This is a genomic window from Empedobacter sp. UBA2044 (assembly GCF_002333005.1).
Taxonomy (GTDB): domain Bacteria; phylum Bacteroidota; class Bacteroidia; order Flavobacteriales; family Weeksellaceae; genus Empedobacter; species Empedobacter falsenii_B.
The window spans coordinates 3,266-29,081 of sequence record NZ_DDBA01000040.1 but is presented as its reverse complement, the minus strand read 5'-3'; the positions used below and the strand labels follow the sequence as shown (position 1 = coordinate 29,081).

General features: G+C 32.3%; 18 protein-coding genes. 13 read left to right on the top strand and 5 right to left on the bottom strand.

What is annotated here, in order from left to right:
• Positions 1-395: 395 nt before the first annotated feature.
• Positions 396-884 (top strand): SPOR domain-containing protein, encoded by a 489-nt coding sequence (locus B4E59_RS07130; RefSeq protein WP_291047039.1) that lies wholly within the window; start codon positions 396-398, stop codon positions 882-884.
• A gap of 18 nt (positions 885-902) precedes the next feature.
• On the top strand, positions 903-1,094 hold the full coding sequence (locus tag B4E59_RS07125; protein WP_291047040.1) for a hypothetical protein: 192 nt from the start codon (positions 903-905) through the stop codon (positions 1,092-1,094).
• Between the two features lie 117 nt (positions 1,095-1,211).
• Here the strand turns inward: B4E59_RS07125 and B4E59_RS07120 are convergent, their stop codons facing one another.
• Entirely contained in the window at positions 1,212-1,532 is a 321-nt protein-coding gene (locus B4E59_RS07120; RefSeq protein WP_291047041.1) for a hypothetical protein, read from the bottom strand.
• Between the two features lie 157 nt (positions 1,533-1,689).
• Between B4E59_RS07120 and B4E59_RS07115 the strand changes: the two genes are divergently transcribed.
• Positions 1,690-2,013: a HopJ type III effector protein gene (locus B4E59_RS07115; protein WP_180906117.1), complete on the top strand. Its 324-nt coding sequence runs from the start codon at positions 1,690-1,692 to the stop codon at positions 2,011-2,013.
• 162 nt (positions 2,014-2,175) lie between these two features.
• Positions 2,176-3,381 carry an IS256 family transposase gene (locus B4E59_RS07110; RefSeq protein WP_291047042.1) on the top strand — a complete coding sequence of 402 codons (1,206 nt, stop codon included), beginning with the start codon at positions 2,176-2,178 and terminating at the stop codon, positions 3,379-3,381.
• A gap of 58 nt (positions 3,382-3,439) precedes the next feature.
• Here B4E59_RS07110 and ccoG read toward each other — a convergent pair whose 3' ends face one another.
• Positions 3,440-4,894: a cytochrome c oxidase accessory protein CcoG gene (gene ccoG, locus B4E59_RS07105; RefSeq protein ID WP_291047043.1), complete on the bottom strand. Its 1,455-nt coding sequence runs from the start codon at positions 4,892-4,894 to the stop codon at positions 3,440-3,442.
• A 144-nt stretch (positions 4,895-5,038) separates the two neighbouring features.
• Here ccoG and B4E59_RS07100 point away from each other — a divergent pair, with 144 nt between their 5' ends.
• Complete coding sequence (locus B4E59_RS07100; protein ID WP_291047044.1) at positions 5,039-5,473, top strand: energy transducer TonB; 435 nt, start codon at positions 5,039-5,041, stop codon at positions 5,471-5,473.
• Here the strand turns inward: B4E59_RS07100 and B4E59_RS07095 are convergent, their stop codons facing one another.
• Positions 5,474-6,355 carry an AraC family transcriptional regulator gene (locus B4E59_RS07095; RefSeq protein WP_291047045.1) on the bottom strand — a complete coding sequence of 294 codons (882 nt, stop codon included), beginning with the start codon at positions 6,353-6,355 and terminating at the stop codon, positions 5,474-5,476.
• 78 nt (positions 6,356-6,433) lie between these two features.
• On the opposite strand from B4E59_RS07095, the gene B4E59_RS07090 reads away from it, so the two are divergent.
• Positions 6,434-7,501 carry a patatin-like phospholipase family protein gene (locus B4E59_RS07090; protein WP_291047046.1) on the top strand — a complete coding sequence of 356 codons (1,068 nt, stop codon included), beginning with the start codon at positions 6,434-6,436 and terminating at the stop codon, positions 7,499-7,501.
• Between the two features lie 40 nt (positions 7,502-7,541).
• Here the strand turns inward: B4E59_RS07090 and B4E59_RS07085 are convergent, their stop codons facing one another.
• Entirely contained in the window at positions 7,542-7,868 is a 327-nt protein-coding gene (locus tag B4E59_RS07085; RefSeq protein ID WP_125349744.1) for a hypothetical protein, read from the bottom strand.
• A gap of 139 nt (positions 7,869-8,007) precedes the next feature.
• Here B4E59_RS07085 and B4E59_RS07080 point away from each other — a divergent pair, with 139 nt between their 5' ends.
• The 4 genes from B4E59_RS07080 to tamL all read left to right on the top strand — a co-directional run bounded on the left by B4E59_RS07080 (position 8,008) and on the right by tamL (position 16,738).
• A complete protein-coding gene (locus B4E59_RS07080) occupies positions 8,008-8,721 on the top strand; it encodes a serine hydrolase domain-containing protein (RefSeq protein WP_291047049.1) in 714 nt (237 codons plus the stop codon).
• The gene (locus B4E59_RS07075) at positions 8,718-9,044 is read left to right on the top strand and encodes a serine hydrolase domain-containing protein (protein WP_291047051.1); all 327 of its coding nucleotides are present in this window, start codon (positions 8,718-8,720) and stop codon (positions 9,042-9,044) included. The genes B4E59_RS07080 and B4E59_RS07075 overlap by 4 nt, the downstream gene beginning before the upstream one ends.
• Before the next feature lie 93 nt (positions 9,045-9,137).
• Positions 9,138-14,393 carry a translocation/assembly module TamB domain-containing protein gene (locus B4E59_RS07070; protein ID WP_312067296.1) on the top strand — a complete coding sequence of 1,752 codons (5,256 nt, stop codon included), beginning with the start codon at positions 9,138-9,140 and terminating at the stop codon, positions 14,391-14,393.
• Positions 14,390-16,738, top strand: coding sequence for a translocation and assembly module lipoprotein TamL (gene tamL, locus B4E59_RS07065; protein ID WP_291047055.1), 2,349 nt, complete (start codon positions 14,390-14,392; stop codon positions 16,736-16,738). Before B4E59_RS07070 ends, tamL begins: the two co-directional genes overlap by 4 nt.
• A gap of 72 nt (positions 16,739-16,810) precedes the next feature.
• Here the strand turns inward: tamL and katG are convergent, their stop codons facing one another.
• Positions 16,811-19,030, bottom strand: coding sequence for a catalase/peroxidase HPI (gene katG, locus B4E59_RS07060; protein WP_291052297.1), 2,220 nt, complete (start codon positions 19,028-19,030; stop codon positions 16,811-16,813).
• Positions 19,031-19,370: 340 nt separating this feature from the next.
• Between katG and B4E59_RS14665 the strand changes: the two genes are divergently transcribed.
• The 3 genes from B4E59_RS14665 (at position 19,371) to B4E59_RS07050 (ending at position 25,424) form a co-directional block, all read left to right on the top strand.
• Entirely contained in the window at positions 19,371-19,691 is a 321-nt protein-coding gene (locus B4E59_RS14665; RefSeq protein WP_409450441.1) for a DUF6660 family protein, read from the top strand.
• Positions 19,692-19,816: 125 nt separating this feature from the next.
• Positions 19,817-24,178, top strand: a complete 4,362-nt coding sequence (locus tag B4E59_RS07055) for a CusA/CzcA family heavy metal efflux RND transporter (RefSeq protein ID WP_291052304.1) — start codon at positions 19,817-19,819, stop codon at positions 24,176-24,178.
• 1 nt (position 24,179) lies between these two features.
• On the top strand, positions 24,180-25,424 hold the full coding sequence (locus tag B4E59_RS07050; RefSeq protein ID WP_291052294.1) for an efflux RND transporter periplasmic adaptor subunit: 1,245 nt from the start codon (positions 24,180-24,182) through the stop codon (positions 25,422-25,424).
• Positions 25,425-25,816 lie beyond the last annotated feature (392 nt).

Sequence of the window (25,816 nt, the reverse complement as noted above, 5' to 3'; positions counted from 1 at the left end):
TCGTTGTTTCTTTTAACTCGTTTTTATTTGAACACTTAACTAACAGCAAAAATAGCTTCAATACTTAATAAAATCATAAAGTTTACATACTGAACTTTGTCATTGAGCTTAATTTAAAACGTTTCTAAATTAATTGTTAAAAAATATGGGTCTATAAATATTATCTATTTGGTTTTGTAGAAAAGATTTAGAACAAGAAAAATTGCTATTTAACATAATTTTAAAAATAATCAAAGTTCTTTTTATTAGAATCTGCCAATCAATTTTATAGTTTTATCATCATTAATTAGTATTCATAAAAAAATTGGAACAATATTCGTTGTAAGAAAATAAAAGTCTATAAAATTTAATAACTTAATTGTAAAAAGTATATTTGCACAAATTAATTTCATCTTATGAAAAAATTTATCTTTTTATTCCTTATTACTTTTTCTTCTTGTGTTTTTGCTCAAGATAAAATTGATACTGTTCAAATCATCAATAATGGTACATTGAATATGGAAATTGATAGTAGAATAAATAATGTATTAAAAGCAAAAGAAGATGCTGTTTGTAGTTATACCACTACTGTAAAGAAACCGACAGAGAAAAAACCAGTTATACAATCTAATGATCCTTGTGCGGGAACGCCACAAGTAAGTGGTTTCAAAATTCAGATTTATTATTCAAAAGATAGAAAAGATGCGGAGAAAGTAAGAAATGAATTTTCTAATTCTTATCCACATTTATCGGCTCAGACTGCTTATTTCTCGCCAGATTATCGTGTTTTGGTTGGAGATTATTTCACAAGAGCATCAGCTTCGAGAGATATTCGTCGTTTAAAATCAAAATATAACAGTGCTTTTTCTATTCCGTTCAAGGTTTTGTGTAGAAAAGCGAAGTAATAGTTTATAAAAAGGAAAATGTATCCTTATCACAACAAAATAAAACAACGAATAAATAATGGCGAATTAGTTTCGTTTGAGTTTGTAGAAAAATATAAAAATATTTCTCCATGTTTAGTTTTATATTTCAAAACAGAACCTTTTATAAGACATATTCGCGAGCATCGTTTTTCTGAATATAGACAATTACTAAAAATAGAAAACGATTAACTTCTTTTAGAGATTTAAAATTTATTCGAAAACATAAAAAAATCGTTATCAATAATCTTGGTAACGCTTTTTTATATTTTAATGGTAATATTTAGTAGTTGATTCATGCTTTTGTTTTTAGTTGTTCAGAATTCTAACTCTGCCCTCAATTTCTAATTGGATAAGTATCGATGCTAAATTAGTTTGTACAAATCCTAAATTACCTGCAACTAAAACACCTTTTTCTCCAGTCGATATTTTTTCGATTCCATAAACACTCGATTCATCTTCTGGACTCGAATTTCCTTCGTAACGATAGATGTAAATAATCTTAAAATCATGCGGATGATCAATCAAATCACTTTCTAATAAATTAAAATCTTCTTGATATCCTTTTTTGGCAAGCTCGCTTAGCGCAACACTTGACGTTTCATAATTAAATTGCCTTCTTTCGAACATAAAATTTATTTTTATTTTGTTAATAATTATAAATCTAATTAATTAATAGACAGAAAGTTGTTAAACATACGTTAACAATTTGATGACATAAAAAATTTAACATACTTAATGATTTATTGTATTCGAAATAAGTTCTTATTTTTGACAAAAAGATACAATGATTTTAGAAAAATTAAACCAAAACGAAGCAAATTTTGCTGATGTTATCGCACATATCGAAGAAAATTATACTTATACAGCTTCTGCATTTGTAAATGGAAATCAGGAAAATGCTGTTGATCAAAACCAAGGAAGTGCAAAAGTTTTTGCGTTCGCAAAATTGAATAATTTTTCGGAAGATGATACCTTAAAATTATTTGCAGAACATTATCAAGCGGTTTTAGATACGCCAGAAGGAACAGACCACAACAACATTCGTCAATTTATGAAGAACGGTTGGAATGGTGTCAAATTTGAAAACGAAGTATTGAGAAAGAAATAATCTCGATAAGAATAATTAGAATAAACAAAAAACGTCTTACATAATGTAAGACGTTTTTTGTTAATTTAAGGCAGTATCCCAAAAACTGTGTAAATATAAAATAAGGTGGTTTTTAGTAACTCACCTTATTTATTTTATTAAATTTATAAAACACAGTTTATTATGAAAAAAACTGTAGCACAATTCATTCAAGATCAAGGTCATTTAGAGGGGATCAAAACCCAAGAAGACCTAAGTAAATTATTAAAAGAATTACATTCAGACTTATTAGAAGCCATGCTTCATGGGGAGCTTGAAGCTCATTTAGGCTATTCCAAAAATGAGAAAAGTGACAATCCAAATGCGCGAAATGGCACTACTTCAAAACGTTTAAAAAGTGAATATGGAGAAACGACAATAGAGGTTCCTCGGGATCGTGAAGGTAGTTTCGAGCCCATTATCGTTCCAAAACATCAATCCAAATCCGTTTCCGTTGAAAACATGGTGATTTCGCTTTACGCAAAAGGTCTGAGTGTTTCGGATATTGAGCAGGAACTTTACGAATTATATGGCTACAAACTCTCTACATCAGCGATCTCCATCATTACTGATAAAGTGAATAGTCAAGTATTGGATTGGCAAAATCGTCCTCTTGAATCGATTTATTGCATTGTTTGGATGGATGGTATTGTATTCAAAGTACGTCAAGGTGGAAAAGTAATCAATAAAACGATTTATTTAGCCGTTGGTTTAAATCGTGAAGGTCACAAAGAAATCCTTGGAATGTGGCTTGGAGAGAACGAATCTGCTGCTTTTTGGCAAGGTGTGCTGACTGATTTGAAAGTTCGTGGAGTTGAAGATATTTTGATTACTTTAACCGATAATTTGAACGGATTTACTCAGGCAATCACCAATATTTTCCCTCAAGCGAACACACAAATTTGTGTAGTTCATCAAATTAGAAACTCGGCTCGATATGTGGTTTGGAAAGATAAAAAAGAGTTTACCTCAGATATGAAATTGATTTATAATGCGACAAATAGAGAAATGGCAGCTCATGAATTAGACCGATTCGCCGAAAAATGGAATCAAAAATATCCTTACGCGATACAATCTTGGAGAAATAACTGGGACGAATTGACTGTATTTTTTGACTTTCCCATTGAAATCAGAAAAATTATTTACACCACCAATCTTATCGAAAATTTGAACGGAAAAGTGCGTAAATACACCAAAAATAAGATGGTATTCCCAACGGACGACGCGCTGAAAAAGTCGGTTTATCTATCCTTAATGCAAATTTCTAAAAAGTGGACACAACCTATTCATAATTGGGGGATAATTTTAAATCAATTTTTAACTATATTTGAAAAAAGGGTTCAACTATAAAATAGTCAAACCCATCTGAAATCTATTTACACAAAATTTTAGATAGTGTCTTATTTAACTAAAAAGGCGCCATAAAACTAATCGTATAATGATCTATGGTTTTTCCATTCAAATCTTTCAATTCCAAAATAACTGGTACTTTATACGATTTTAGCTCGCTTTTCGGAATTTTAATATCAATTAAACCTTGCTTCAATTCGCCTTCGTCTATCTTTATATATTTATCAGGTTCTACTAGCAATACGGTTTTTCCACCTTTGAAACCGTTCACATTTACAACTAATTTGTACGTTTCATTCGTTTTATTCATCAAACTATATTGCATCGTATTGATAATATAATCGCCTTCTACAACATAATCTTTTCCTGGAACTTGTAAAAATTTCACCTCTACATCACTTCTATTCAACATAAAAATCGTCATAGCAGAAATCATCGCAACCAAAACTAATGTAAACGCGACTAATCTTGCAGTTATTTTGAATGATTTTCCTTGTTCAATATTTTCTTCGGAAGCATATTTTATTAATCCTGTTGGCAAATTAATCTTCGTCATAATATCATCACAAGCATCCATACAAGCTGTACAATTGATACATTCTAACTGAGAACCATTTCTGATATCGATTCCCGTAGGACAAACCGCCACACATTGACCACAATCGATACAATCTCCTTTTCCTGCAGCAACACGATCTTCACCTTTTCTGAATTTTGAACGACCATTTGTGCTTTCCCCACGTTTAAAATCATACGAAACTTGAATCGTTTTTTTGTCAATCAAAACACCTTGAAATCTCCCGTAAGGACAAACCAACGTACAAACTTGCTCACGAAACCAAGCGAAAACAAAATAGAAAAAAATACTAAAAATAAATATTCCGAATAATAAACCACCATGTTCTGATGGACCTTCGGTAATCACTTTTATTAATTCATCCATTCCGATGATATACGCCAATAAGATATTCGAAAAGAAAAATGACAACACATAAAATACAATCCACTTTCCTCCTCTTTTCAGAATTTTCTCTTCGTTCCATTCTTGTTTATCTAATCGAATTTGTTTGCTTCGATCGCCTTCTATCCAATATTCAATTTTTCTGAAAACACTTTCCATAAAAATCGTTTGAGGACATAACCATCCACAAAATAATCGTCCATAAACTGTCGTAAATAAAATAATAAAAACAACACTCACAATCATTCCGAATGCCAATAAGAAAAAATCTGTGGTAAAAAAAGGATAACCGAATAAAATGAAATTTGTATTGAACACATCAAACTTAAAAATAGGATTTCCATTCGGTAATGTTATAAAAGGTAAACCAACCAATAAAATCAATAAAACCGAAGAAACAATTGTACGATAATTCGTGTATTTACCAGAAGGTTTCTTAGCATACACCCATTTTCGTGTCCCTTTTTTATCCATTGTAGCGACTTCGGATCTAAACTGTTCATTCTCTTTTTCGAACCCAAGTTGCGTTGTATCATGCTTTACATCACTCATACCATTTACTTAATATCTATGCAAATTTACCGCTACATCTACGCTAAACTTTGGCACTATTTATGGTATTTATGGTAATATTTACGGATTGATATAAATCATTAATTCATAAAAACATAGACCTACCCCCCTAAACTACCTAGTATGAGAATTTTAATATATTTTATCACATTATGCTTTGCAAATAGTTTATATGCGCAAGAAATACATAACACAAAAAATGTCTCTCAATTAGCTATTTATCCGAGCTGCGAAGATTCTACAGACAATTATTCGGGGTGTTTTGAAAACAAACTAACAGAAGATGTTTCACAGCGATTAGCGAATATAAAATTGGATAAAATCTTAAAAGGTTCAGGAGATTATTTCGCAAAATTATTTTTTGTGATTGATGAAAACGGAAACTTCACAAATGTAACTTCCCAAGGAAATGAAACTTTAGCAAGAATTTCGACACATATTTTATACAAAATAAATCGTGAACAAGAAGAAAGTGCAACCAAAATAAAACCTGCTTTAGTAGACGGAAATCCTGTAAAAGTTAGTTTTAATATTCCAGTAAAATACAATTTAAAGTAACTACGAATAATATTGTTTTCTGAATTGTTCGGGCGTAAACTCAGTGTATTTTTTGAAGAATTTCACAAAATAAGAAGCATCCTGAAAATTGAGTAAATACGCAATTTCTGTGACCGAAATTTCTTTATTTACCAACAAACGTTTTGCTTCTAAAACAATGCGACTTCTTATTAATTCACCTGCCGAAGTAGCTAACACATCTTTGCAAAGTGCATTCAAATGATTGGGTGTGATGTACAACAATTCGGCATACTCTTTTGGTAATTTTTTGATCTTGAAATTTTGTTCAATAAGTGACTGAAAATTACGCAACAACACCGATTGATAATCATTTTTTTTGACATTTACAGCTTCCAAACTACGTTCAATATCAATGAATAAATTCATCAAATGAAAACCAATTTTTAAATTCGAGAATTGATTATTTTCTTGATTTTCATTTATCATTTCTTCAAAATAACTTGAAATTTTTTCTTGTACATCTGGCGAAATTTCAACCACATGATCTTTCACCAAAATAGATTGTAAAAATCTAAATTTCTGTAAAATGGAAGAATTAATTCCAATCCAATCGAAAAAATTATCAAAGAAATTCACGACAAATCCATCATATTCTTCCTTAAAATACCATTGATGCACTTGCCCTGGTTTCATAAAATACATTGTTCCAGATTTTGCCTCAAATTTCTCAAAATCGATCAAATGCTCGCCACTACCTTCTGTAAAATAGACCAAATGGTAATAATTATGACTGTGAACTTCCTGTAAATGTGGATTACTATCAACATAACCTCTAAAACGATCGATGGAAAACAACTCATTGCTATTTTTTTCGGTATTCAGGTTACAGATATCGTATGTTGGAAAAAGTCTTTTAGTCATTTTGAAACAAATTATCAAGTGTAAAAATAAAGAATATTTGAAAGGAAAAATTTAACTTTAAACAATAGAACATCAAAAATGGAATTTAAAGAGAAAAAAATTGTCTTACTTTCTTTGGATGGCGGAGGAATTAGAGGAATTATATCGTGTGTCATTTTAAAATACATCGAAGATAAATTAAAGGAAATTCATGACGAAAATGCTAAAATAGGCGATTATGTCGATTTTATTGCAGGTACAAGTACTGGTGCTTTAATCGCTTCTTTGTTGTTATCGCCTTCGGAAGATAATCCTAAAAAAGCAAAACACTCGATTACAGATGCGTTGAATATTTATTTGGGAGAAGGAAAAAATATTTTCTCAAAAACATTCTGGACAATTCTCAATAATCCGTTGAGTGTGCTGAAAGATAATTTACCAACACTTGTATTGGAAGAGCAATTAAAAATCGTTTTTGGAGAGACAGAGTTAAAAGATTTGATTCGTCCTTGCGCAATAGTTTCTTATGATACTGAGCATCAAAAACCAAAAATTTTCAATTCGATTGATGGAATTTCTCCTTTCCGAAATTTTTATGTAAAAGATATTTGTCGTGCTTCATCAGCTGCGCCAACTTATTTTGAACCTGCAAAAATAAAATCATTCGCTGATCAAGAATTTAGTTGTATTGATGGTGGTGTTTTTGCAAACAATCCGACTTTTGTTGGTTTTATCGAAACGCAAAAAATAAATTTCAATAAATACTTCAAAGATGAATTAAAGTATAATGGAACAGCTCCTTTACAAGAATTTATTATCATTTCTCTCGGAAATGGTTCGCGTGCAAAATCTTATAAACACGAACATTTAACAGGAATTTCAAAATCTAAATGGGTAGATCCTTTGGTAGACATTTTTATTTCGACTGGCGTTGATATGGTCGATCAGGAAATGAGAAGCATGTTCTCTTTATTGAAGCCAAAATACCAACAAAATTATTATCGATTTAATCCTGAAATTCCAGAATCTGCATTGGATTTAGGAAATGTTTCCAACAGTAATATTAAAACGTTATTGGACGTTGCCAATGATTATGTAGCAAAACACAAAGAACATTTGGACGAAGTGGTTCAAAAATTAATTTTCAATCAAGTTGAAATCTCATAAAAAAAGGCTTTGAACAAAATTTCAAAGCCTTTTCTAATTTCTATTTATTTCGAACATAAACAAATATTTCCTGTTCTCGATTCAATCCTCTATTATCCACAATACTCTCTAAACAAGCGTGACAATCTGTTACAATTCCCTCTCCATTGTAATTTGTATAACTTCCATTTTCTAGCGCAACAACATGCGGTTTTAACAAATCTGCATTCAGTTTTTTGCGTTCACCAATCAACGTGTACACATATTCGCGTCCAGTTTCGTCCGTAAAATTATCCACTTTATAAATTTGATCCAATTCTCTTTCGTGATCAATTATAACAAATAAGTAGTCTTTGTGGCTATCTTTTTCAAAAAAAATTCTTCTCATAGCTTCAATTGTTTGACTCAAATTTAATAAAAGAATATTGGTTTTACCAATGAAAATTAAAAAGTTTTATGAGAATTTTAAAATATTATCAATTTCAAAACAGATTATATTTTACTTTTACATCAACCAAAACACAAAAATGAAAACTCTTCTAAAAATCTTAACTTTAGGATTAATTTGCCTTATTTGTCAACCAATTTTTGCGCAAAAAAACGCACAATTAAAACTCGACTTCGAAAAAATTATCCATTCAAAACATTCATTTCCTTTTAATGGAGCGGTAATAGTTTCCAAAAATAGCAAAACGATTTATGAAAAAGTACACGGATTTAAGAATTTTGAAGAGAAAATTGCACTAAATAAATCAAATCAATTTGAAATTATGTCAAATACGAAATTGTTTACGTCAGTATTAATTTTGAAAGAAGTCGAAAAATGGAATATCAATTTGCAAAAATCGATTAAGACATATTTACCAGAAATCACTCAATCTTGGGCAGATTCTGTTTCAGTTCATCAATTGCTTAATCATACACATGAAATTCAAGATATCACAAAACCTTTGTTGTTCAAACCAGGAACAGAGTTCAAATATGGAAATTATTCGTGTGTTCTTTTAGGTAAAATTTTGACTAAAGTAACGCATAAAACTTTCAGAGAATTGGCAACAAATTTATTCAAAGAAATTGGTTTGAAAGAAACTTTTGTGTATTCCAAAACCGAAAAGTATCAATTGGCTCAAGCATATTTTTATCGAAATGATTCGCTTATTCCAAATTATCAAACCCTGATTAATGAAGAAAATTTACCTGCGGATGGAATTATTTCTACTGCGAATGATTTAGTAAAATGAATAATTTATTACACAATGGTAAAATTCTACACCCCGAAACATATCAACTTTTGATCACACCTTCTACTCTTTCGCTACACGATGTTTTTGGACAAATGCCACAAGGTTATGCCTATAACATCAGAAATATAACCGAAAACAACATCAATTACATTGGACATACGGGATTAGGAGATGGTTTTTCTGCGATAAATATCTATTTCCCAAAATCAAAAGTTTGTTTGGTTGTCTTGCAAAATATAATGCCAGATGATTCGGAAGACTATTATTTTTATGAAAAAAAATTCAAAAATTTGCTTTTAAAAAACGATTTGACACAATAATTCAATTAAGTTACTATAAAACAACATTTTTGGTATTATCCTTGTAGAAAATTTGTATCTTAATTCCAACTAAAACGAATAAAAACTAACCAATTGAAATTCAATATAAAAAAAATACTAAAATATTTTTCTATCACACTGGTTTCGATAATTCTATTGTTGACCATTGCAATTTTTAGTTTACAATTTCCTGCTGTACAAAATTTTGTAAAAAATAAATTAGTCGATTACCTCGAAAATAAAATACATACAAAGGTTCAATTAGATCGTGTTTATATCGATTTTCCAAACAGTTTGGTCATGGAAAATCTTTTTTTGCAAGGACAAGATGTGGACACGCTTTTATCGGTCAAAAAGTTTGACGTTGGTTTGGATATTTGGCAATTGACCAAAAGTAAAGCAGATATAAAATCTGTTAATTTGAACGGTGTTCATGCCAATGTTATCCGTAAACCAGATGGAAAATTCAATTTCGATTATATTATCAATGCTTTTGCAACTGACGAAAAAGACGAAAGTCCTTCAAAGCCATTTATCATTTCGTTAGATAAAATAAAACTGAATGATATTAATGTTTCATTCAATGATCAGCAAGCGGCAAATAACATCAAAGTTCATCTAAATTCGTTTGATACACGTGTCAAAAAATTCGATTTAGAGCAAAATTCTTATGGAATTGGTGATATCAATTTGGATGGTTTAAAGCTAAAATTGAAACAAGATATTGTAAAAGAAGTTGCGAAAAAAGTAGAAGAAAAAGTTGATTCTTTGAATGATCAAAAGCCAATGAAAATTGAGTTGAACGGAATTAATTTAACCAATTTTGACATCGATTATGGCGACGATATTTCGGGAATGTTTGCAAAAGTCAAATTCAAAGATTTCAAAACGCGTGTTAAAAAACTTGATTTACAACAAAATTCTTATGGGGTTGATGATATTTTGGTGAATGGTTTGTTGGTTGATTTTAATCAAAAAATGGTTGAAAAAATTCAAGAAAATAATGTGGATAGAATTGATCCAACTAGAAAACAAACTCCATTTCAAATTGGGTTGAATAAGATTAATTTGAATGATATCAAAGTCAATTATGGTGACGAAAATTCGAAGACTTTTGCCAAAGTTAACCTAAACGAATTTGAAACTCAAGTCAATAAACTTGATCTTGAAAATTCAATTTTCGACATCGAAAATATTTTGTTGAAAGACGCTGATATCGAAGCGAATTTATTCCTTTCTTCGAACAATTCTACTTCTACTTCATCCACTTCTTCAGCCCCAATGAATTTGGTTTTGAACGAAACGAAATTTGAAAATGTAAAAGTAAAATACAACAATACTGCAGAACGCCGAACAGCCCAAGGAATGGATTTTAATCATTTGGATTTTTCTAAATTAAATCTTGATTTGCGCGATTTCGAAATGAAAAATAACACATTTGCTGGACAAGTAAAAAGTGCTGAAATAAAAGAATCAAGAGGATTGAATATTCAGAAATTAACAACAGATTTCTTGTACGCAGATACACAAGCGTATCTGAAAAACCTTTATTTACAAACACCAAGAACCGTTCTTCGTGACGAAGTTATTTTGCGTTACAATACGATTAATGAGTTAACTTCTCATCCAGAAAATGTTTTGGTTAATGCGAATATCAAAAATTCAAAAATTGGTTTGGCAGATATTTTAAATATTGCTCCAACGCTTAGAAATACGACGCCTTTCGACAAATATCCAAACGCCATTCTGAGTGTTAACACCAATGTAAAAGGAAAAGTAAACGATTTATTGATTAATAATCTCCAAGTTTCTGGTTTAGATGATTTGCAACTTTCGGCTTCTGGAAGAGTGAAAAATGCGATGAATCCAAAGAATTTATTTTATGATTTGAACATCAAAAACTTCTCAACATCTTCTAAAACGATATACAATTTAATTCCGAAAAATACTATTCCAACTAACATTAGAATTCCTTCAAAGCTTTCTGTCAAAGGAAAAGCGAAAGGAACAACCGAAATCATCAATACACAATTGGCAATAAATTCTACGTTGGGAAATGCGAAAATTGATGCAATTGTGGACATGCAAAAAAAGGATGCCGAGAAATATAATGTCAAAGCAGACCTACAAAATTTGGATATTGGAACGCTTATTAGCAACAAGGATTTAGGCAAAATAACAGGAAAAATTAATGCTATTGGAACAAGTTTCAACCCAGAAAAAATGGTTACAAAACTTTCAGGAACCGTTTCATCAGCTTATTACAATAAATATACTTATCAAAATATTACACTCGATGCAAAAGTGAATCATGGAGTATTTGATGCACATATTTTATCAAAAGATCCAAACGCGAATCTTAATTTGACAGCTTCTGGCGTGTACAAAAAAGATTTATCTAATGTAAAATTGAATGGAAATATTGTCAAATTAGATGTTCAAAAACTTGGTTTTTACAACGAACCGATGATTGTTGCAGGAGAAATTGATGCCAATTTCGCTGATTTAAATCCAGATTATTTAAATGGTTCTTTATATCTAAAAAACTTTGCATTATCCAATACAAAAGATATTTTTCCAATGCAAGAAGTAAGCTTGATTGCGACTTCAACTGCTGATTCAAATCAAATTAGTTTGACTTCACAATTGGCCGATTTGGATATGAAAGGAAAATTTAAATTGACACAAATTTTTGGTTCGATAACTTCAACAATTAACCAATATTATGAATTTCAGAAACCAAATAAAGACGAAAAAATAGAACCTCATCAATTCTTTACTTTGAATGCAAAAATTAAAGATGATGAGTTGATTCGAAGATTTGTTCCCGATTTGAAAAGCTTCGAAACCATAACACTTGACGCAACTTATAATGCCGATTCAAAACAAATCAATGTTGATGGAAAAATTCCGAATTTAACGTACGGAACAAATACGATTAACAATGGATTGATAAAACTATCCAACCAAGACGAATCCTTATTGTATTCGTTGAATGTGGATGCATTAAAAAGTGAAAGTTTTCAATTACAAAAAATTGATTTGAATGGTGATATTACAAATAATGTGATCAATTATAACGTTTCGACAAAGGATGCGAAAGATGCAACACAATTTTTGGTGGCTGGAAATCTAAAAACGCTAAACGATATCACGGAAATTAGTCTTAATCCGAATGGATTGGTCTTAAACTACGATGAATGGCAAGTTGGTGAAGGAAATTTAATTCAGTTGAGAAAAGATGGAATTGTGGCGAATAATTTCAGTTTGATGAACAATGGAAGTCAAATTTTATTGCAATCTGAATCGGAAAAAGGAACAAGTCCGCTGAATATTACCATCAAAGATTTCAAAATTGAAACCATTGCAGAAATCATTAAAAAAGATGATTTACCTGCCGAAGGAATAATCAATGGAACAGCTCAAATTAGAGATTTAAACAAAGAAATGACCTTCAATGCTGATTTGACCGTTTCAGATTTAAAAGCTTTCGGAAATCCTATTGGAAATATTATAGCAAAAGTACAAAACACTTCTCCAACCATGATTAACGCTGATATTACCTTAGATGGAAACAGCAACAACATGAAGATTTTTGGAGATTATAATACCAAAGAAAGTGCGTTTGATTTAGCTTTAGATATCAATCGATTAGAAATGAAATCAGTGCAAGGATTTACAATGAATCGAATCAAAGATACAGAAGGTTATATTTCTGGAAATCTAAAAATCGTTGGAACAATGGATAAACCGAGCATTTTAGGTCAAGTCAAATTTAATCAAGTTGGTTTAACGATTGCTGAAACAGGAAGTAATTTCAGAAAAATTGATGACGCGATTGATTTCACGAACAAAGGAATTGAGTTCAATCGATTCAAAATTAATGACAACGATGGCAATTCATTAACGATAAGAGGAGAAATTTTAACGGAAACTTACCGTGACTTCGCCTTCAATTTAACAGCAAATGCACGAGATTTCAATGTGGTAAATTCAGAAAAATCGAACGATGCGATCATGTATGGAAAGTTAGCTGTCAATGCAAACTTAACGATAAAAGGTGATTTAGATTTACCTAAAGTAAACGGAATTTTAACCGTAACTGATGACACGAATTTTACATTTGTTTTACCTCAATCCTCGCCTTCTTTACAAGAGCGAGAAGGAATTGTCGAATTCATCGATCAAGATCAAGTGGCGCTTCAAGAAACAATTAAAACAGATGAATTAATAGCCGAATCTAAAATAAAAGGGTTAGATGTAAGTGTCAATATTGAAATTAGCAAAGAAGCCAAGACATCAATTATCATCGACAAAGCAAACGGAGATTTTGTAGAAATACAAGGTGAAGCCGAATTAACAGGCGGAATGGATCCTTCAGGAAAAATGACGTTGGTTGGCGTTTATCAAGTAGAAAAAGGTGCGTACGAACTTTCGGTGAGCTTGTTAAAACGTCGTTTTGATATTCAGAAAGGAAGTAGCATTACATGGACTGGTGAGCCAACTACAGCCAATTTAGACATTACGGCGATTTACAAAACAAAAGCCGCTCCTATTGATTTAATCGAACAACAAATTTCGGGCTATTCTTCTTCTGAAATGAACATGTACAAACAACGAATTCCGTTTAATACCGAGTTAATTTTGAAAGGTGAATTATTAAAACCTGATATTAAATTCAATATTTCAATGGATAAAGAGAATCCTTCCATTGCAACTGCGGTGATCGAAAATACACAATTGAAATTGGATCAGTTGAAAAATGATGAAGCCGAAATGAACAAGCAAGTATTTGCCTTGTTATTATTGAATCGTTTTATTGGCGAAAATCCATTCGAAAGTAAAACAAGTGTTTCTGCAGAAACAATGGCGCTACAAAGTGTAAGTAATATTTTGTCGCAACAATTGAATAATTTGGCGGATGATTTAATCCAAGGAATTGATATCGATTTGGGATTAGATACACAAGACGATTATTCTTCAGGATCTAAAAACACACGTACTGATCTGAATGTTGCCGTGAGCAAACGATTACTAAACGACCGATTGAAAGTTTCGGTTGGAAGTAATTTTGGATTAGATGGTGATGCACGAGAAAATGAAAACATGACTAATATTGCGGGTGATATCACAATTGATTATAGCTTATCTCGTGATGGTCGATACATGTTGAGAGCTTATCGAAAAGATGAATACCAAGTTGCATTACAAGGACAAATTGTAGAAACAGGTGTTGGATTTATCATCACATTAGATTACGATAAATTCAAAGAAATTTTCGAGAAAAGAAGAAAAAATAGAACGAACAGAGCAAATAGAATTACACAAAATCAAGAAGTGAAACCATGAAAAAATCAGTTTTAACCTATATCAAATTTATAACTTGTTCAATTTCTATTTTAGGTATTTCTTCTTGTAGCAATACACGTTTTCTGAAAGAAGGTGAAATGCTTTACACGGGCTCTAAATTAACAATAGAAGGCGACTCGTTAAGCAAAGCCGACAAAGCTGAACTAAAAGATAATCTCGAAAAAAATATCATTCCAAAACCTAATTCAAGTTTTTTTGGACTTCGTCCGCGTTTGTACATTTACAACATCACCAGCGAACCTAAAAAGCAAAAAGGACTGAAATATTGGTTAAAATATAAAGTGGGTGAAAAACCTGTTTTATTGGGAGATGTAGACATCGAATTCAATAAAAAAATTCTGGTCAATTATTCAGAAAACAAAGGATTTTTCAATGCCAAAGCACAAGATGATACAATAAGTAAAAACAAAAAAGCGGAAGTACATTATGTTTTGCAACCGCGCAAACGTTATTACATCAACCAAGTTAATTTTCCAAAAGATACCACTTTAGCGGTCAACAAAGAAATTAAAAAAACACAAGCAAATACGTTACTGAAAGATAAGCAACCTTTCGATTTAGATGTGATCAAAGCTGAACGAGAACGAATAGATGCACGTCTGAAAGAAAATGGTTACTATTATTTTCATCCCGATAACATCATTGTACAAGCGGATAGTACGGTTACCAATAAGCAAGATGTCGAACTTTTTGTAAAGTTAAAAGATAAAACACCAGAACAAGCCAAACAACAATATAGCATTGACAAAGTAATTGTTTTCCCAGATTATAACATTCGCGAAGCGCGAAAAGGAATCTATAAAATGCCCATGAACAACGATTCGTTATCGAAATATGAGCAAAATGGTTTTTACATGGTTGATCTAAAAAATAGTTTCAAACCAAAAGTTTTTGACCGTGTGTTATATTTTAAAACGGGAGAGATTTACAACCGAGCAGATCATAATTTAACCCTGAATCGATTAATTAATTTGGGTGTTTTCAAATTTGTGAAAAATGATTTCGTGATTTCTGATTCGGTTAACCATAAATTTGATGTGTATTATACCTTAACACCACGCGAATTTCAGTCGTTGAGATTAGAAGTTTTAGGACGAACAAACTCGGCGAATTATGGTGGTGGTGAGTTAAATCTCAATTGGACACATCGCAATATTTTCAAAGGGGCAGAACAGCTTAAAATGGCTTTATATGGAGCATTTGACATGCAATTGGGCGGACAAAAAGATGCGAATAATATTTTTAGAGCTGGTTTTAATACGCAACTTTCGATTCCAAGAATTGTCGCGCCTTTCAAATTTCATTCGTCAAGTGCGTTTGTACCGAGAACCAATATTGAGATTGGTTACGAATATCAAAACAGATCGAGATTATATACACTTCATAATTTCAATACTTCTTTTGGTTACGTTTGGAAAGAGAATGCGCAAAAAGAACACAATTTAAAAGTTTTTAGTGCGACTTTATTGTTTCCAGAAAAAGTAACAGATGAATATAACAGCAAGATTTACGATTCAATTGGAAATATCATCAACCCAAGTTTAAAACGTGTAGTGGACAAACAATTAATCTTTGGACCACAATATTCATACACGTATACAACCACGATGTTACCACGAAAAAGCACATTTTACTACCGTGGATCTGTCGATTTAGCGGGAAATTTAACTGGTTTGATTACAGGTGCAAATGTAAAAAAAGACAAGGAAAAAAAGATTTTCAAAATTCCATTTAGTCAATACGCAAAAATGGAACACGACTTCCGTTTTTATCATAAATTTTCAGATAAATCATCAATTGCCACACGATTTATTGGTGGCATCGCTTATCCGTACGGAAATTCAGAATTTGTTCCCTACTCGAAACAATTCTTTGTCGGAGGAAGCAACAGTATTCGCGCATTTAGAGCGCGAACATTAGGACCAGGAAGTTATGATCCACGTAACCAAAATGCAAATTTCTTTTATGATCAATCGGGTGATATTAAATTAGAAGTAAATGCAGAATTTAGACAAAAATTATTCAGTTTTCTTAACCTTGCCTTGTTTGTTGATGCTGGAAACATTTGGTTAATTAACGAAGATGAAACACGTCCAGGTGCTAAGTTTTCAAAAGAGTTTATGAATGAAATTGCAGTTGGAGCTGGTTTAGGACTACGTCTAGATTTTAATATCTTAATTTTAAGATTAGATTTAGCAACACCGCTTCGTGTCCCATATTATGAAAAAAATGATCGATGGACATTTGATAAGATTGATTTCGGAGATAAAGCATGGCGAAAAGATAATTTAATTTTGAATATTGCCATTGGATATCCGTTCTAAGCAAAGCGTAAAGCAAAAATAAAAAAAATGAGCGTCACAATGGACGCTCATTTTTTTTATTTAATCATATATTTATTTCAAATCAAAACGATCTGCATTCATCACTTTATTCCAAGCGGCAACGAAATCATGTACAAATTTATCTTGCGCATCAGCTTGTGCATAAACTTCTGCTACGGCACGTAATTCAGAATTTGAACCGAATACTAAATCCGCACGAGTTCCTGTCCATTTTGGTGCTCCAGTTTTACGATCAGATCCCATGTAGATTTCTTTCGTTTCATCTGTCGCTTTCCAAACAGTACCCATATCCAATAAATTCACAAAGAAATCATTTGTCAATTGACCTGGACGATCAGTGAAAATACCATGTTTCGAACCATCATAATTCGCATTCATCGCACGCATTCCACCAACTAAAACTGTCAATTCTGGAGCAGTCAACGTTAACAATTGTGCTTTATCAATCACCAATTCTTCTGTCGAAACAGATCTTCTTGTGTTTTTGCGGTAGTTTTTAACCCCATCTGCAATTGTTTCTAAGTACGCTACAGATTCAACCTCTGTTTCCTCTTGCGTTGCATCTCCACGACCTGCTGCAAACGGAACTGTAATTGTTTTTCCAGCATCTTTTGCTGCTTTTTCAATCGCTGCATTTCCTCCTAAGACAATTAAATCGGCAATCGAAACTTGTTTTGACGAATTCGCTGAATTAAATTCTTGTTGAATATTTTCTAAAGCTGTTAAGACTTTATTCAATTGAATTGGATTATTTGCTTCCCAATTTTTCATTGGTTCCAAACGAATACGCGCACCATTCGCTCCTCCACGTTTATCCGATCCACGGAAAGAAGAAGCCGAAGCCCAAGCTGTAGAAACCAATTCTGAAACAGATAATCCTGAAGCTAAAATTTTCGCTTTCAAATCAGCGATATCAGCCTCGTCAATTAATTCATGCGTAACAGCTGGAATTGGATCTTGCCAAGTGAATACTTCATTCGGTACATCTGCACCTAAATAACGAGAAAGTGGTCCCATATCACGGTGCGTTAACTTGAACCACGCTTTACGGAAAGCATCTTCAAATTCTTCTGGATGTTCCAAGAAACGACGTCCAATTTTTTCGTAAGCTGGATCCATGCGTAACGCAATATCCGAAGTCAACATCGTTGGTCTTAATTTTTTTGAAGCATCATGCGCATGTGGAATAATTTCGCCTACATCTTTTGCTACCCATTGATGAGCACCTGCAGGAGATTTTGTTAATTCCCATTCGAAACCAAATAAATAACTTAAAAATAAATTTGACCATTCTGTTGGTTTACTTGTCCAAGTTACTTCAATACCAGATGTAATTGTATCACCTGCATTTCCTGTTCCGTACGAGTTTTTCCAACCCAAACCTTGCATTTCCAAATCAGAAGCTTCAGGGTCTGGTCCTACATGATCAGCCGAAGCCGCACCATGTGTTTTTCCGAAAGTGTGACCACCGGCAATCAACGCCAATGTTTCTTCATCATTCATCGCCATACGCGCAAACGTATCACGAATATCGCGTGCAGAAGCCAAAGGGTCTGGATTACCATCTGGTCCTTCTGGATTCACGTAAATTAATCCCATTTGTACCGCAGCCAACGGATTTTCTAAATCGCGATCACCAGAATAACGGCTATTTGCACCACCACTCTCTTCTAACCATATTTTTTCAGAACCCCAATAAACATCCATATTTGGTTCCCAAACATCAGCACGACCACCAGCAAAACCTAACGTTTTGAATCCCATCGACTCTAATGCTACATTTCCTGTTAAGATAATTAAATCTGCCCACGAAATTTTATTACCATATTTTTGTTTGATAGGCCAAATTAAACGACGCGCTTTGTCCAACGAAACGTTGTCTGGCCATGAGTTAAGCGGCGCAAAACGTTGCTGTCCTTCACCTGCTCCACCACGACCATCTTGCACACGGTATGTACCCGCACTATGCCACGCCATACGAATGAAAAATGGACCATAATGCCCAAAATCTGCTGGCCACCAATCTTGAGAATCAGTCATCAAAGCATTTAAATCAGCTTTAACAGCTTCTAAATCTAATTTTTTAAATTCTTCGGCGTAATTAAAATCTTCCCCCATTGGGTTCGATTTGTTTGAATGTTGACGTAAAATATCAACTTTTAATTGATTTGGCCACCAATCTTGATTTTGTGTTCCTTCTCCTGCCACTGGTTTTGACATTGTACCATTGTGGAAAGGGCATTTTGAAATATCACCTCCTTGATTCTCCATGAATACTATTTTTTTATGTTTAATAATTTTTGTTTTGTAAATATCATAAATATAGTAATTTGTCTTATCAATTAAAAATCAAATTGTTTTATCAATCAATCAATTTATTTTATATAGAATGTAAATTAAATAGTTATTAATTATATTATAAAAATTGATTCGTTTATTTTTAATGAGTAAAGAGATTTCGAGAATCCTCTAGCTTTTAAGTTTATATCTGTATCAAGATAAAACTACATTTCACATAATATCAATGCATAGAAATTTTCAATCTTAACTTCAATATATCTTAACATCGTAAAATTATTATAGTCAAAAAAATGTTTATACATTTGTAACAATGAAATTTATAATTCTCATAATTGCATTATATGTTAATGTTCTATCATTTTTTCCGTGTCAGGATACAAATAGTAATGGAGCACTAACTTCTATGGTACATAGTGAGAATGAAACACCTAATCATAAAGATCAATGTAGTCCTTTGTGCGTTTGTAATTGTTGTCAAATTACAATTTCATCAATGAAATTTACACGATTACTAAAAACTCCTAAAGTTTTTGAACCAAATACTTCCAAGAAAATACAATTCAAAAAGAATACAATTCAAAACCAATTGTATGCCGATATCTGGCAACCTCCTAAAATAAATATTGCTTAACGAGACGATTTCTTTTTTCGTCTACACATTGATTTCAATTGATATAAAATTGAAGTCAACACTTTTCTGTGCTCATTTATTTTGATAATAAGTGGGTAATGTTAATACAATTAATCAAATTATCTGTGTTAGATAAAATCATAAAATTTAGTATCCAAAACAAAATTGTTATTGGAATTATGACTGTATTGTGGATTATCTGGGGCGTATGGAGCGCAACAAAATTGCCAATAGATGCGGTACCCGATATTACCAACAATCAAGTCCAAATTATTACGGTCAGCCCTACTCTAGCTGGTCAAGAAGTAGAACAATTGGTCACTTTTCCAATTGAGCAAAGTATTGCGAATATTCCTGATATCGAAGAAACAAGAAGTATTTCTCGTTTTGGTTTATCTGTGATTACGGTAGTGTTTAAAGAAGATGTAGATATTTATTTTGCGCGTCAATTAGTCAACGAAAAATTAAAAGAAGCACAAGAAGACATTCCGCAAGGTGTTGGCATTCCCGAATTATCACCTGTGAGTACTGGTCTTGGAGAAGTCTATCAATATATTTTACATCCTAAAAAGGGAAGTGAGAAAAAATACAATTCAAAACAATTGCGCGAAATGCAAGATTGGATTGTTCGTAGACAATTAAACGGAACGCCTGGTGTTGCTGAGATCAATAGTTTCGGTGGAGAATTGAAGGAATACGAAGTTGCTTTAGATCCGAATAGATTGCGCGCAATGGGAATTAGTGTATCGGATATTTTTGATGCCTTAGAAAAAAATAATCAAAATACTGGAGGAGCTTACATCGATAAGAAGCCAAATGCTTACTTTATTCGAGGAATTGGAATGGTAACTTCTTTAGATGATGTAAAATTAATTCCTATAAAAAATGCGACGGGAACTGTTTCTATTTTTATAAAAGATGTAGCTGATGTAAGACTAGGACATGCCATACGATACGGAGCAATGACTTACAATGGTGAAGTAGATGCTGTTGGTGGTGTTGTGATGATGTTAAAAGGTGCGAATTCTAATGAAGTAGTTAATCTAATTAAAGAAAAAATACCAACAATTCAAAAATCGTTACCAGATGATATCGTCATCGAGCCTTTCCTTGATCGAACGAATTTAGTAAATCGTGCAATTAAAACAGTAGAAAAAAATCTGATCGAAGGTGCATTAATTGTCATTTTTGTATTGGTTATTTTTCTTGGTAATCTAAGAGCTGGTTTAATCGTTGCATCTGCCATTCCTCTATCCTTATTATTTGCATTAGGAATGATGAATGTTTTTGGTGTGAGTGCGAATTTAATGAGTTTAGGAGCTATTGATTTTGGATTGATAGTCGATGGAGCAGTTATTATTGTAGAAGCGACTTTACATCATCTAGGGCTTAGAAAATCAACGCATCGATTAACCCAAAAAGAAATGGATGAAGAGGTTTTTCTTTCAGCTTCAAAAATTAGAAATTCAGCCGCATTCGGGGAAATCATCATACTTATTGTCTACATTCCTATTCTTACTTTGGTTGGTGTAGAAGGAAAAATGTTTACACCAATGGCTAAAACAGTTGGCTTTGCAATTCTAGGCGCATTGATTCTTTCGTTAACGTACATCCCAATGATGAGTGCTTTATTTTTATCAAAAAAGCCTACTCTCAAAGCTTCTTTTTCAGATAAAATGATGGTGAAAATCCATAAAGTTTATGAACCATTATTAGAAAAAGCAATCCGAATCAAATATTGGTTAGTTGGTATTACTGTTGCAATTTTTGCAGTATCAATTATTCAATTCAGAAATATGGGTGGCGAATTTATTCCACAATTACAAGAAGGTGATTTTGCTTTTCACTGTATTTTACCACAAGGAAGTTCCTTAACCCAAAGTTTAGAAACATCCATGCAAGCTTCTCGAATTTTAAAAGAATTTGATGAAGTAAAAATGGTCGTTGGTAAAACAGGTTCCGCTGAGGTTCCTACAGATCCTATGCCTCCTGAAGCAACAGATATGATTGTGGTTCTAAAACCAAAGGACGAATGGAAACGTAACATTTCTTATGAAGAATTAGGTGATGAAATGATGGAAAAACTAGAGGTTATTCCTGGTGTTTTCTTTGAAAAAAATCAACCAATCCAAATGCGTTTTAATGAATTGATGACAGGAATTCGACAAGATGTAGCTGTCAAAATTTTTGGCGAAAATTTAGATTCTCTCTCTTATTATGCAGATAAAACCTCAAAAGCAATTCAATCTGTTGAAGGTGTTACAGCGCCACAAGTGGAACGCGTAAGTGGTTTGCCTCAGATTAATGTTGAATATGACCGAATCCGAATGGCAAATTATGGATTAAACATTCAAGATGTAAATGATATGTTGAGTACAGCATTTGCTGGAAAAACAGCTGGACAAGTTTTCGAGAATGAACGACGCTTTGATTTGGTTGTTCGATTGGATAGTGCGCATCGAAAAAGCATTGATGACATTAACAATTTAATGATTCCTACAAGTTCTGGTAATCAAATTCCGATCTCTCAGGTGGCAAATGTGAGTTATAAATTAGGCGCTTCACAAATTAGTCGCGAAGAAGGAAAACGAAGAATTGTAATTGGTTTCAACGTAAAAGATCGCGATGTACAATCGGTTGTAAAAGATATTCAGACAAAATTAGACAATGAACTCAAATTACCTTCTGGCTATTATTTCACCTATGGAGGGCAGTTCGAAAATCTGCAAGCAGCTAGTCAACGTTTGATGATTGCTGTACCAATCTCCTTATTATTAATTTTTATGTTATTGTATTTCACATTTCATTCATTCAAACAAGCAGCATTAATTTTCACAGCAATTCCAATGAGTGCAATCGGAGGTATTTTTGCATTAATTATTCGCGATATGCCATTTAGTATTAGTGCCGGAATTGGTTTTATTGCTTTGTTCGGAGTAGCTGTTTTAAACGGGATTGTTTTAATTGGAACATTCAATCAATTAGAAAAAGAAGGAGAAAAAAATATTCTAAAACGAATAATGGAAGGAACCAATATCCGATTACGACCAGTATTAATGACAGCAACAGTTGCATCGTTAGGATTTTTACCGATGGCAATTTCCACAGGCGCAGGTGCCGAGGTTCAAAAACCTTTAGCAACAGTTGTCATTGGAGGATTAATCACAGCTACTTTTTTAACCTTATTTGTATTACCAATGTTATATTTAATATTTAATTCAAAACTTCCGAAAATAAAATTGAATTCAAAAAATTCACTTCCATTCCTTGTCATCGGAATGTTTTTGATGGGACAATCTATTCAAGCGCAAACTCGTTCAATTAATATTCAAGAAGCTCAACAAATTGCAATTGAAAATAATCCATTAATCAAAGCAAATGAACGAAGTATTTCATCAAGTGAAGCTTTAAAAGGAACCGCAAATGAATTACCAAAATTAAATGTGGAAGCACAACTTGGGCAATATGCGAGTCCAAAATTTGATTATGGTTTATCTATTTCTCAAAGTATTCCATTTCCAACGATTTTTAAACACCGAAAGGCAGTGTTAGAATCAGAAGTGAATAACAAGAAGATACAAAAGGAAGTGACAACAAACGAATTGTTGAAACAAGTGAGAACCTATTTCTATCAGATCGAATATTTAGAATATAACCATGATCAACTCGAACAATTAAATAAACTTTATTTAGAATTTATTCGAATTGCTTCGGTTCGATTTAATGCAGGTGATATTAAGAAAATCGAAATTAATACAGCAGAAACACAACAAGGAGAAATCAATTTGTTGCTGAAACAAAACAAAGTGTATTTAGCAAATGCGTACAAAAATCTAAACGTATTATTGAATACCGAAGAGAATTTTACAATTACCAAAGAGACAAATTATATTCCATTAAAATTGAGTGGAATTTTAGACGGTTCTACAATTGATAATAATCCTACTCTCAAAGCTTTTTACCAACAGATGGAAATTACAGAACGAAACAAAGAAGTCGTAAAAGCCGAAGGTTTACCAGAATTTTCACTTGGTGTAAACAGTTTATCGATGATTGGAATGCACGAAAAAAATGGAGTACAAAGGTATTACAATGGCCTTGATCGTTTTACTTCTGTAAACCTTGGTGTTGCAATTCCATTAACGTTTGGTGCTACAAAGGCAAAAATCAAAGCTTTGGAATATGATAAACAAGCCATTCAAGAAACAGCCAATTTTCAAAAACAACAGTTAACGATTCAACTTGATAATTCAATTAATCAATATCAACAAGATTGGGAACAATATGAGTATTATGTAAACCAAGCCATTCCAAATGCAGAAAAAATTGTAAAAGCAGCTCAATTGGGTTATAAAACTGGTGAAATTTCGTATGTCGAATATCTTTTTGCCTTACAAACCGCAACGGATATTCAATTAAAATATCTTGAATCGATACAACAAGTCAATCAAACTGTTGTCAATATTAATTCTATCATCAATCAATAAAATGAAAAAAATAAAGATTATTATCTATAGCGTGTTAGCCATATTATTTCTAAGTAGTTGTACCAAAGAAACAAAAACGGAACAACCAATCGAGGAAAAAAAAGCTGAGCACGAAGAAGCGCCACAAACAGTTGCTACGCTAACAGAAGAACAAATGAAGGCTGTTGGTGTAAAACTGGGAACTATTGAAGTAAAGGAGCTAACGGCTATGATTAAAGCAAATGGACTTTTGAATGTTCCGAATAGCAATATGGCAAGTGTTGCATCTATGTTTGGTGGAGTAATACAAACATTGCCAATTCAGGAAGGTTCGTATGTCAAAAAAGGACAAGTAATTGCGACAATTTCAAACCCAGAATTTATTATTACACAAGAGCAATACTTAACTGTTTTGAGTCGAATTACCTATGCAGAGCAAGAATTTAGACGACAAAAAGAATTGTTTGATAACGATGCTGGTGCAAAAAAGAATCTTCAGAACTCTTCTGCCGAATTGAAAACATTACGTTCTCAAAAAGCATCTTTATCTCGTCAACTTCAAATGATGGGAATTAATCCTTCTAAAGTAACCAATGCAAATTTGAGAAATGGAATGGTAATTACAGCACCAATTAGTGGAACAGTAAGTAAAATTATTGCGCAAATAGGAAGTTATGTAGATGTCTCATCTCCCGTCGCTGAAATCATTGATAATAGTTCTATTCACTTAGATTTGCAAGTTTTCGAGAAAGATTTACCTAAAATGAAAGTTGGTCAAGTCATTCAATTTGAATTAACAAACAATCCAGGAAACAGTTACGAAGCAGTCGTGTACAGTATTGGTTCTTCTTTCGAAAATGAAAGTAAAACCATTGCAGTACATAGCAAAGTACGAGGAAATAAATCTGGATTGATAAATGGAATGAATATTACAGGAGCCGTAAGCTTAAGTAATTCCTCTACACCTGCTGTTCCCAATGAAGCAATTGTAGAAGCGGATGGTAAATTTTACATCTTTGTCAAAACAAACAAAAAAGTAGAAGAGCATACAGACGAAGAAAGTAAAGATCCGAACGAAAAGAACAAAGAACATAAAAATGAAAAATCGATAAACTTTGAAAAAATCGAAGTTGTAAAAGGTTCTTCAGATATGGGTTACACAGCTATTACAACCGTAAATGAAATTGATCCAACTACACAGATTGTTGTAAAAGGAGCCTTTTTCGTTAATGCTAAATTAAGTAATTCTGGCGATCACGGACATTAAAAACAATTCAAATAAATTGAGTTGTTCCCCTAACTAACTTCCAATAAAAAGTCCGATAAACAATATGTTTATTGGACTTTTTATAGTTGTAATAAATAAGTAACTATTTAATTCGTAATTCAAAAATCTCAAATACTTTTTAATAATTCGTTATCATCGTCAAATTCTTCGATACAACGTTTTACAAACGTCACTCAGACTGACGCGATACTGAGAAGCTGAAATAAATTCAACTTGACGAATCGTTGTCATTTAAAAAAATATTTGAAATAAAGAATTTGAGATTAAGAGGAGGAGCCATGGTATGGCTCAGGTATTCCTTTTCTTTTATGTCACTTTTTTTCGTCAAAAAAACTAACGAAAAAAGACTTGGCCGTAAACCTCTCTACTAA

What these genes read in the sequence shown, in the direction of transcription:
- B4E59_RS07130 (WP_291047039.1), top strand. Translation starts at nt 396, where the DNA reads ATGAAAAAATTTATCTTTTTATTCCTTATTACTTTTTCTTCTTGTGTT.
- B4E59_RS07125 (WP_291047040.1), top strand. Translation starts at nt 903, where the DNA reads ATGTATCCTTATCACAACAAAATAAAACAACGAATAAATAATGGCGAA.
- B4E59_RS07120 (WP_291047041.1), bottom strand. Translation starts at nt 1,532, where the DNA reads ATGTTCGAAAGAAGGCAATTTAATTATGAAACGTCAAGTGTTGCGCTA.
- B4E59_RS07115 (WP_180906117.1), top strand. Translation starts at nt 1,690, where the DNA reads ATGATTTTAGAAAAATTAAACCAAAACGAAGCAAATTTTGCTGATGTT.
- B4E59_RS07110 (WP_291047042.1), top strand. Translation starts at nt 2,176, where the DNA reads ATGAAAAAAACTGTAGCACAATTCATTCAAGATCAAGGTCATTTAGAG.
- ccoG (WP_291047043.1), bottom strand. Translation starts at nt 4,894, where the DNA reads ATGAGTGATGTAAAGCATGATACAACGCAACTTGGGTTCGAAAAAGAG.
- B4E59_RS07100 (WP_291047044.1), top strand. Translation starts at nt 5,039, where the DNA reads ATGAGAATTTTAATATATTTTATCACATTATGCTTTGCAAATAGTTTA.
- B4E59_RS07095 (WP_291047045.1), bottom strand. Translation starts at nt 6,355, where the DNA reads ATGACTAAAAGACTTTTTCCAACATACGATATCTGTAACCTGAATACC.
- B4E59_RS07090 (WP_291047046.1), top strand. Translation starts at nt 6,434, where the DNA reads ATGGAATTTAAAGAGAAAAAAATTGTCTTACTTTCTTTGGATGGCGGA.
- B4E59_RS07085 (WP_125349744.1), bottom strand. Translation starts at nt 7,868, where the DNA reads ATGAGAAGAATTTTTTTTGAAAAAGATAGCCACAAAGACTACTTATTT.
- B4E59_RS07080 (WP_291047049.1), top strand. Translation starts at nt 8,008, where the DNA reads ATGAAAACTCTTCTAAAAATCTTAACTTTAGGATTAATTTGCCTTATT.
- B4E59_RS07075 (WP_291047051.1), top strand. Translation starts at nt 8,718, where the DNA reads ATGAATAATTTATTACACAATGGTAAAATTCTACACCCCGAAACATAT.
- tamL (WP_291047055.1), top strand. Translation starts at nt 14,390, where the DNA reads ATGAAAAAATCAGTTTTAACCTATATCAAATTTATAACTTGTTCAATT.
- katG (WP_291052297.1), bottom strand. Translation starts at nt 19,030, where the DNA reads ATGGAGAATCAAGGAGGTGATATTTCAAAATGCCCTTTCCACAATGGT.
- B4E59_RS14665 (WP_409450441.1), top strand. Translation starts at nt 19,371, where the DNA reads ATGAAATTTATAATTCTCATAATTGCATTATATGTTAATGTTCTATCA.
- B4E59_RS07050 (WP_291052294.1), top strand. Translation starts at nt 24,180, where the DNA reads ATGAAAAAAATAAAGATTATTATCTATAGCGTGTTAGCCATATTATTT.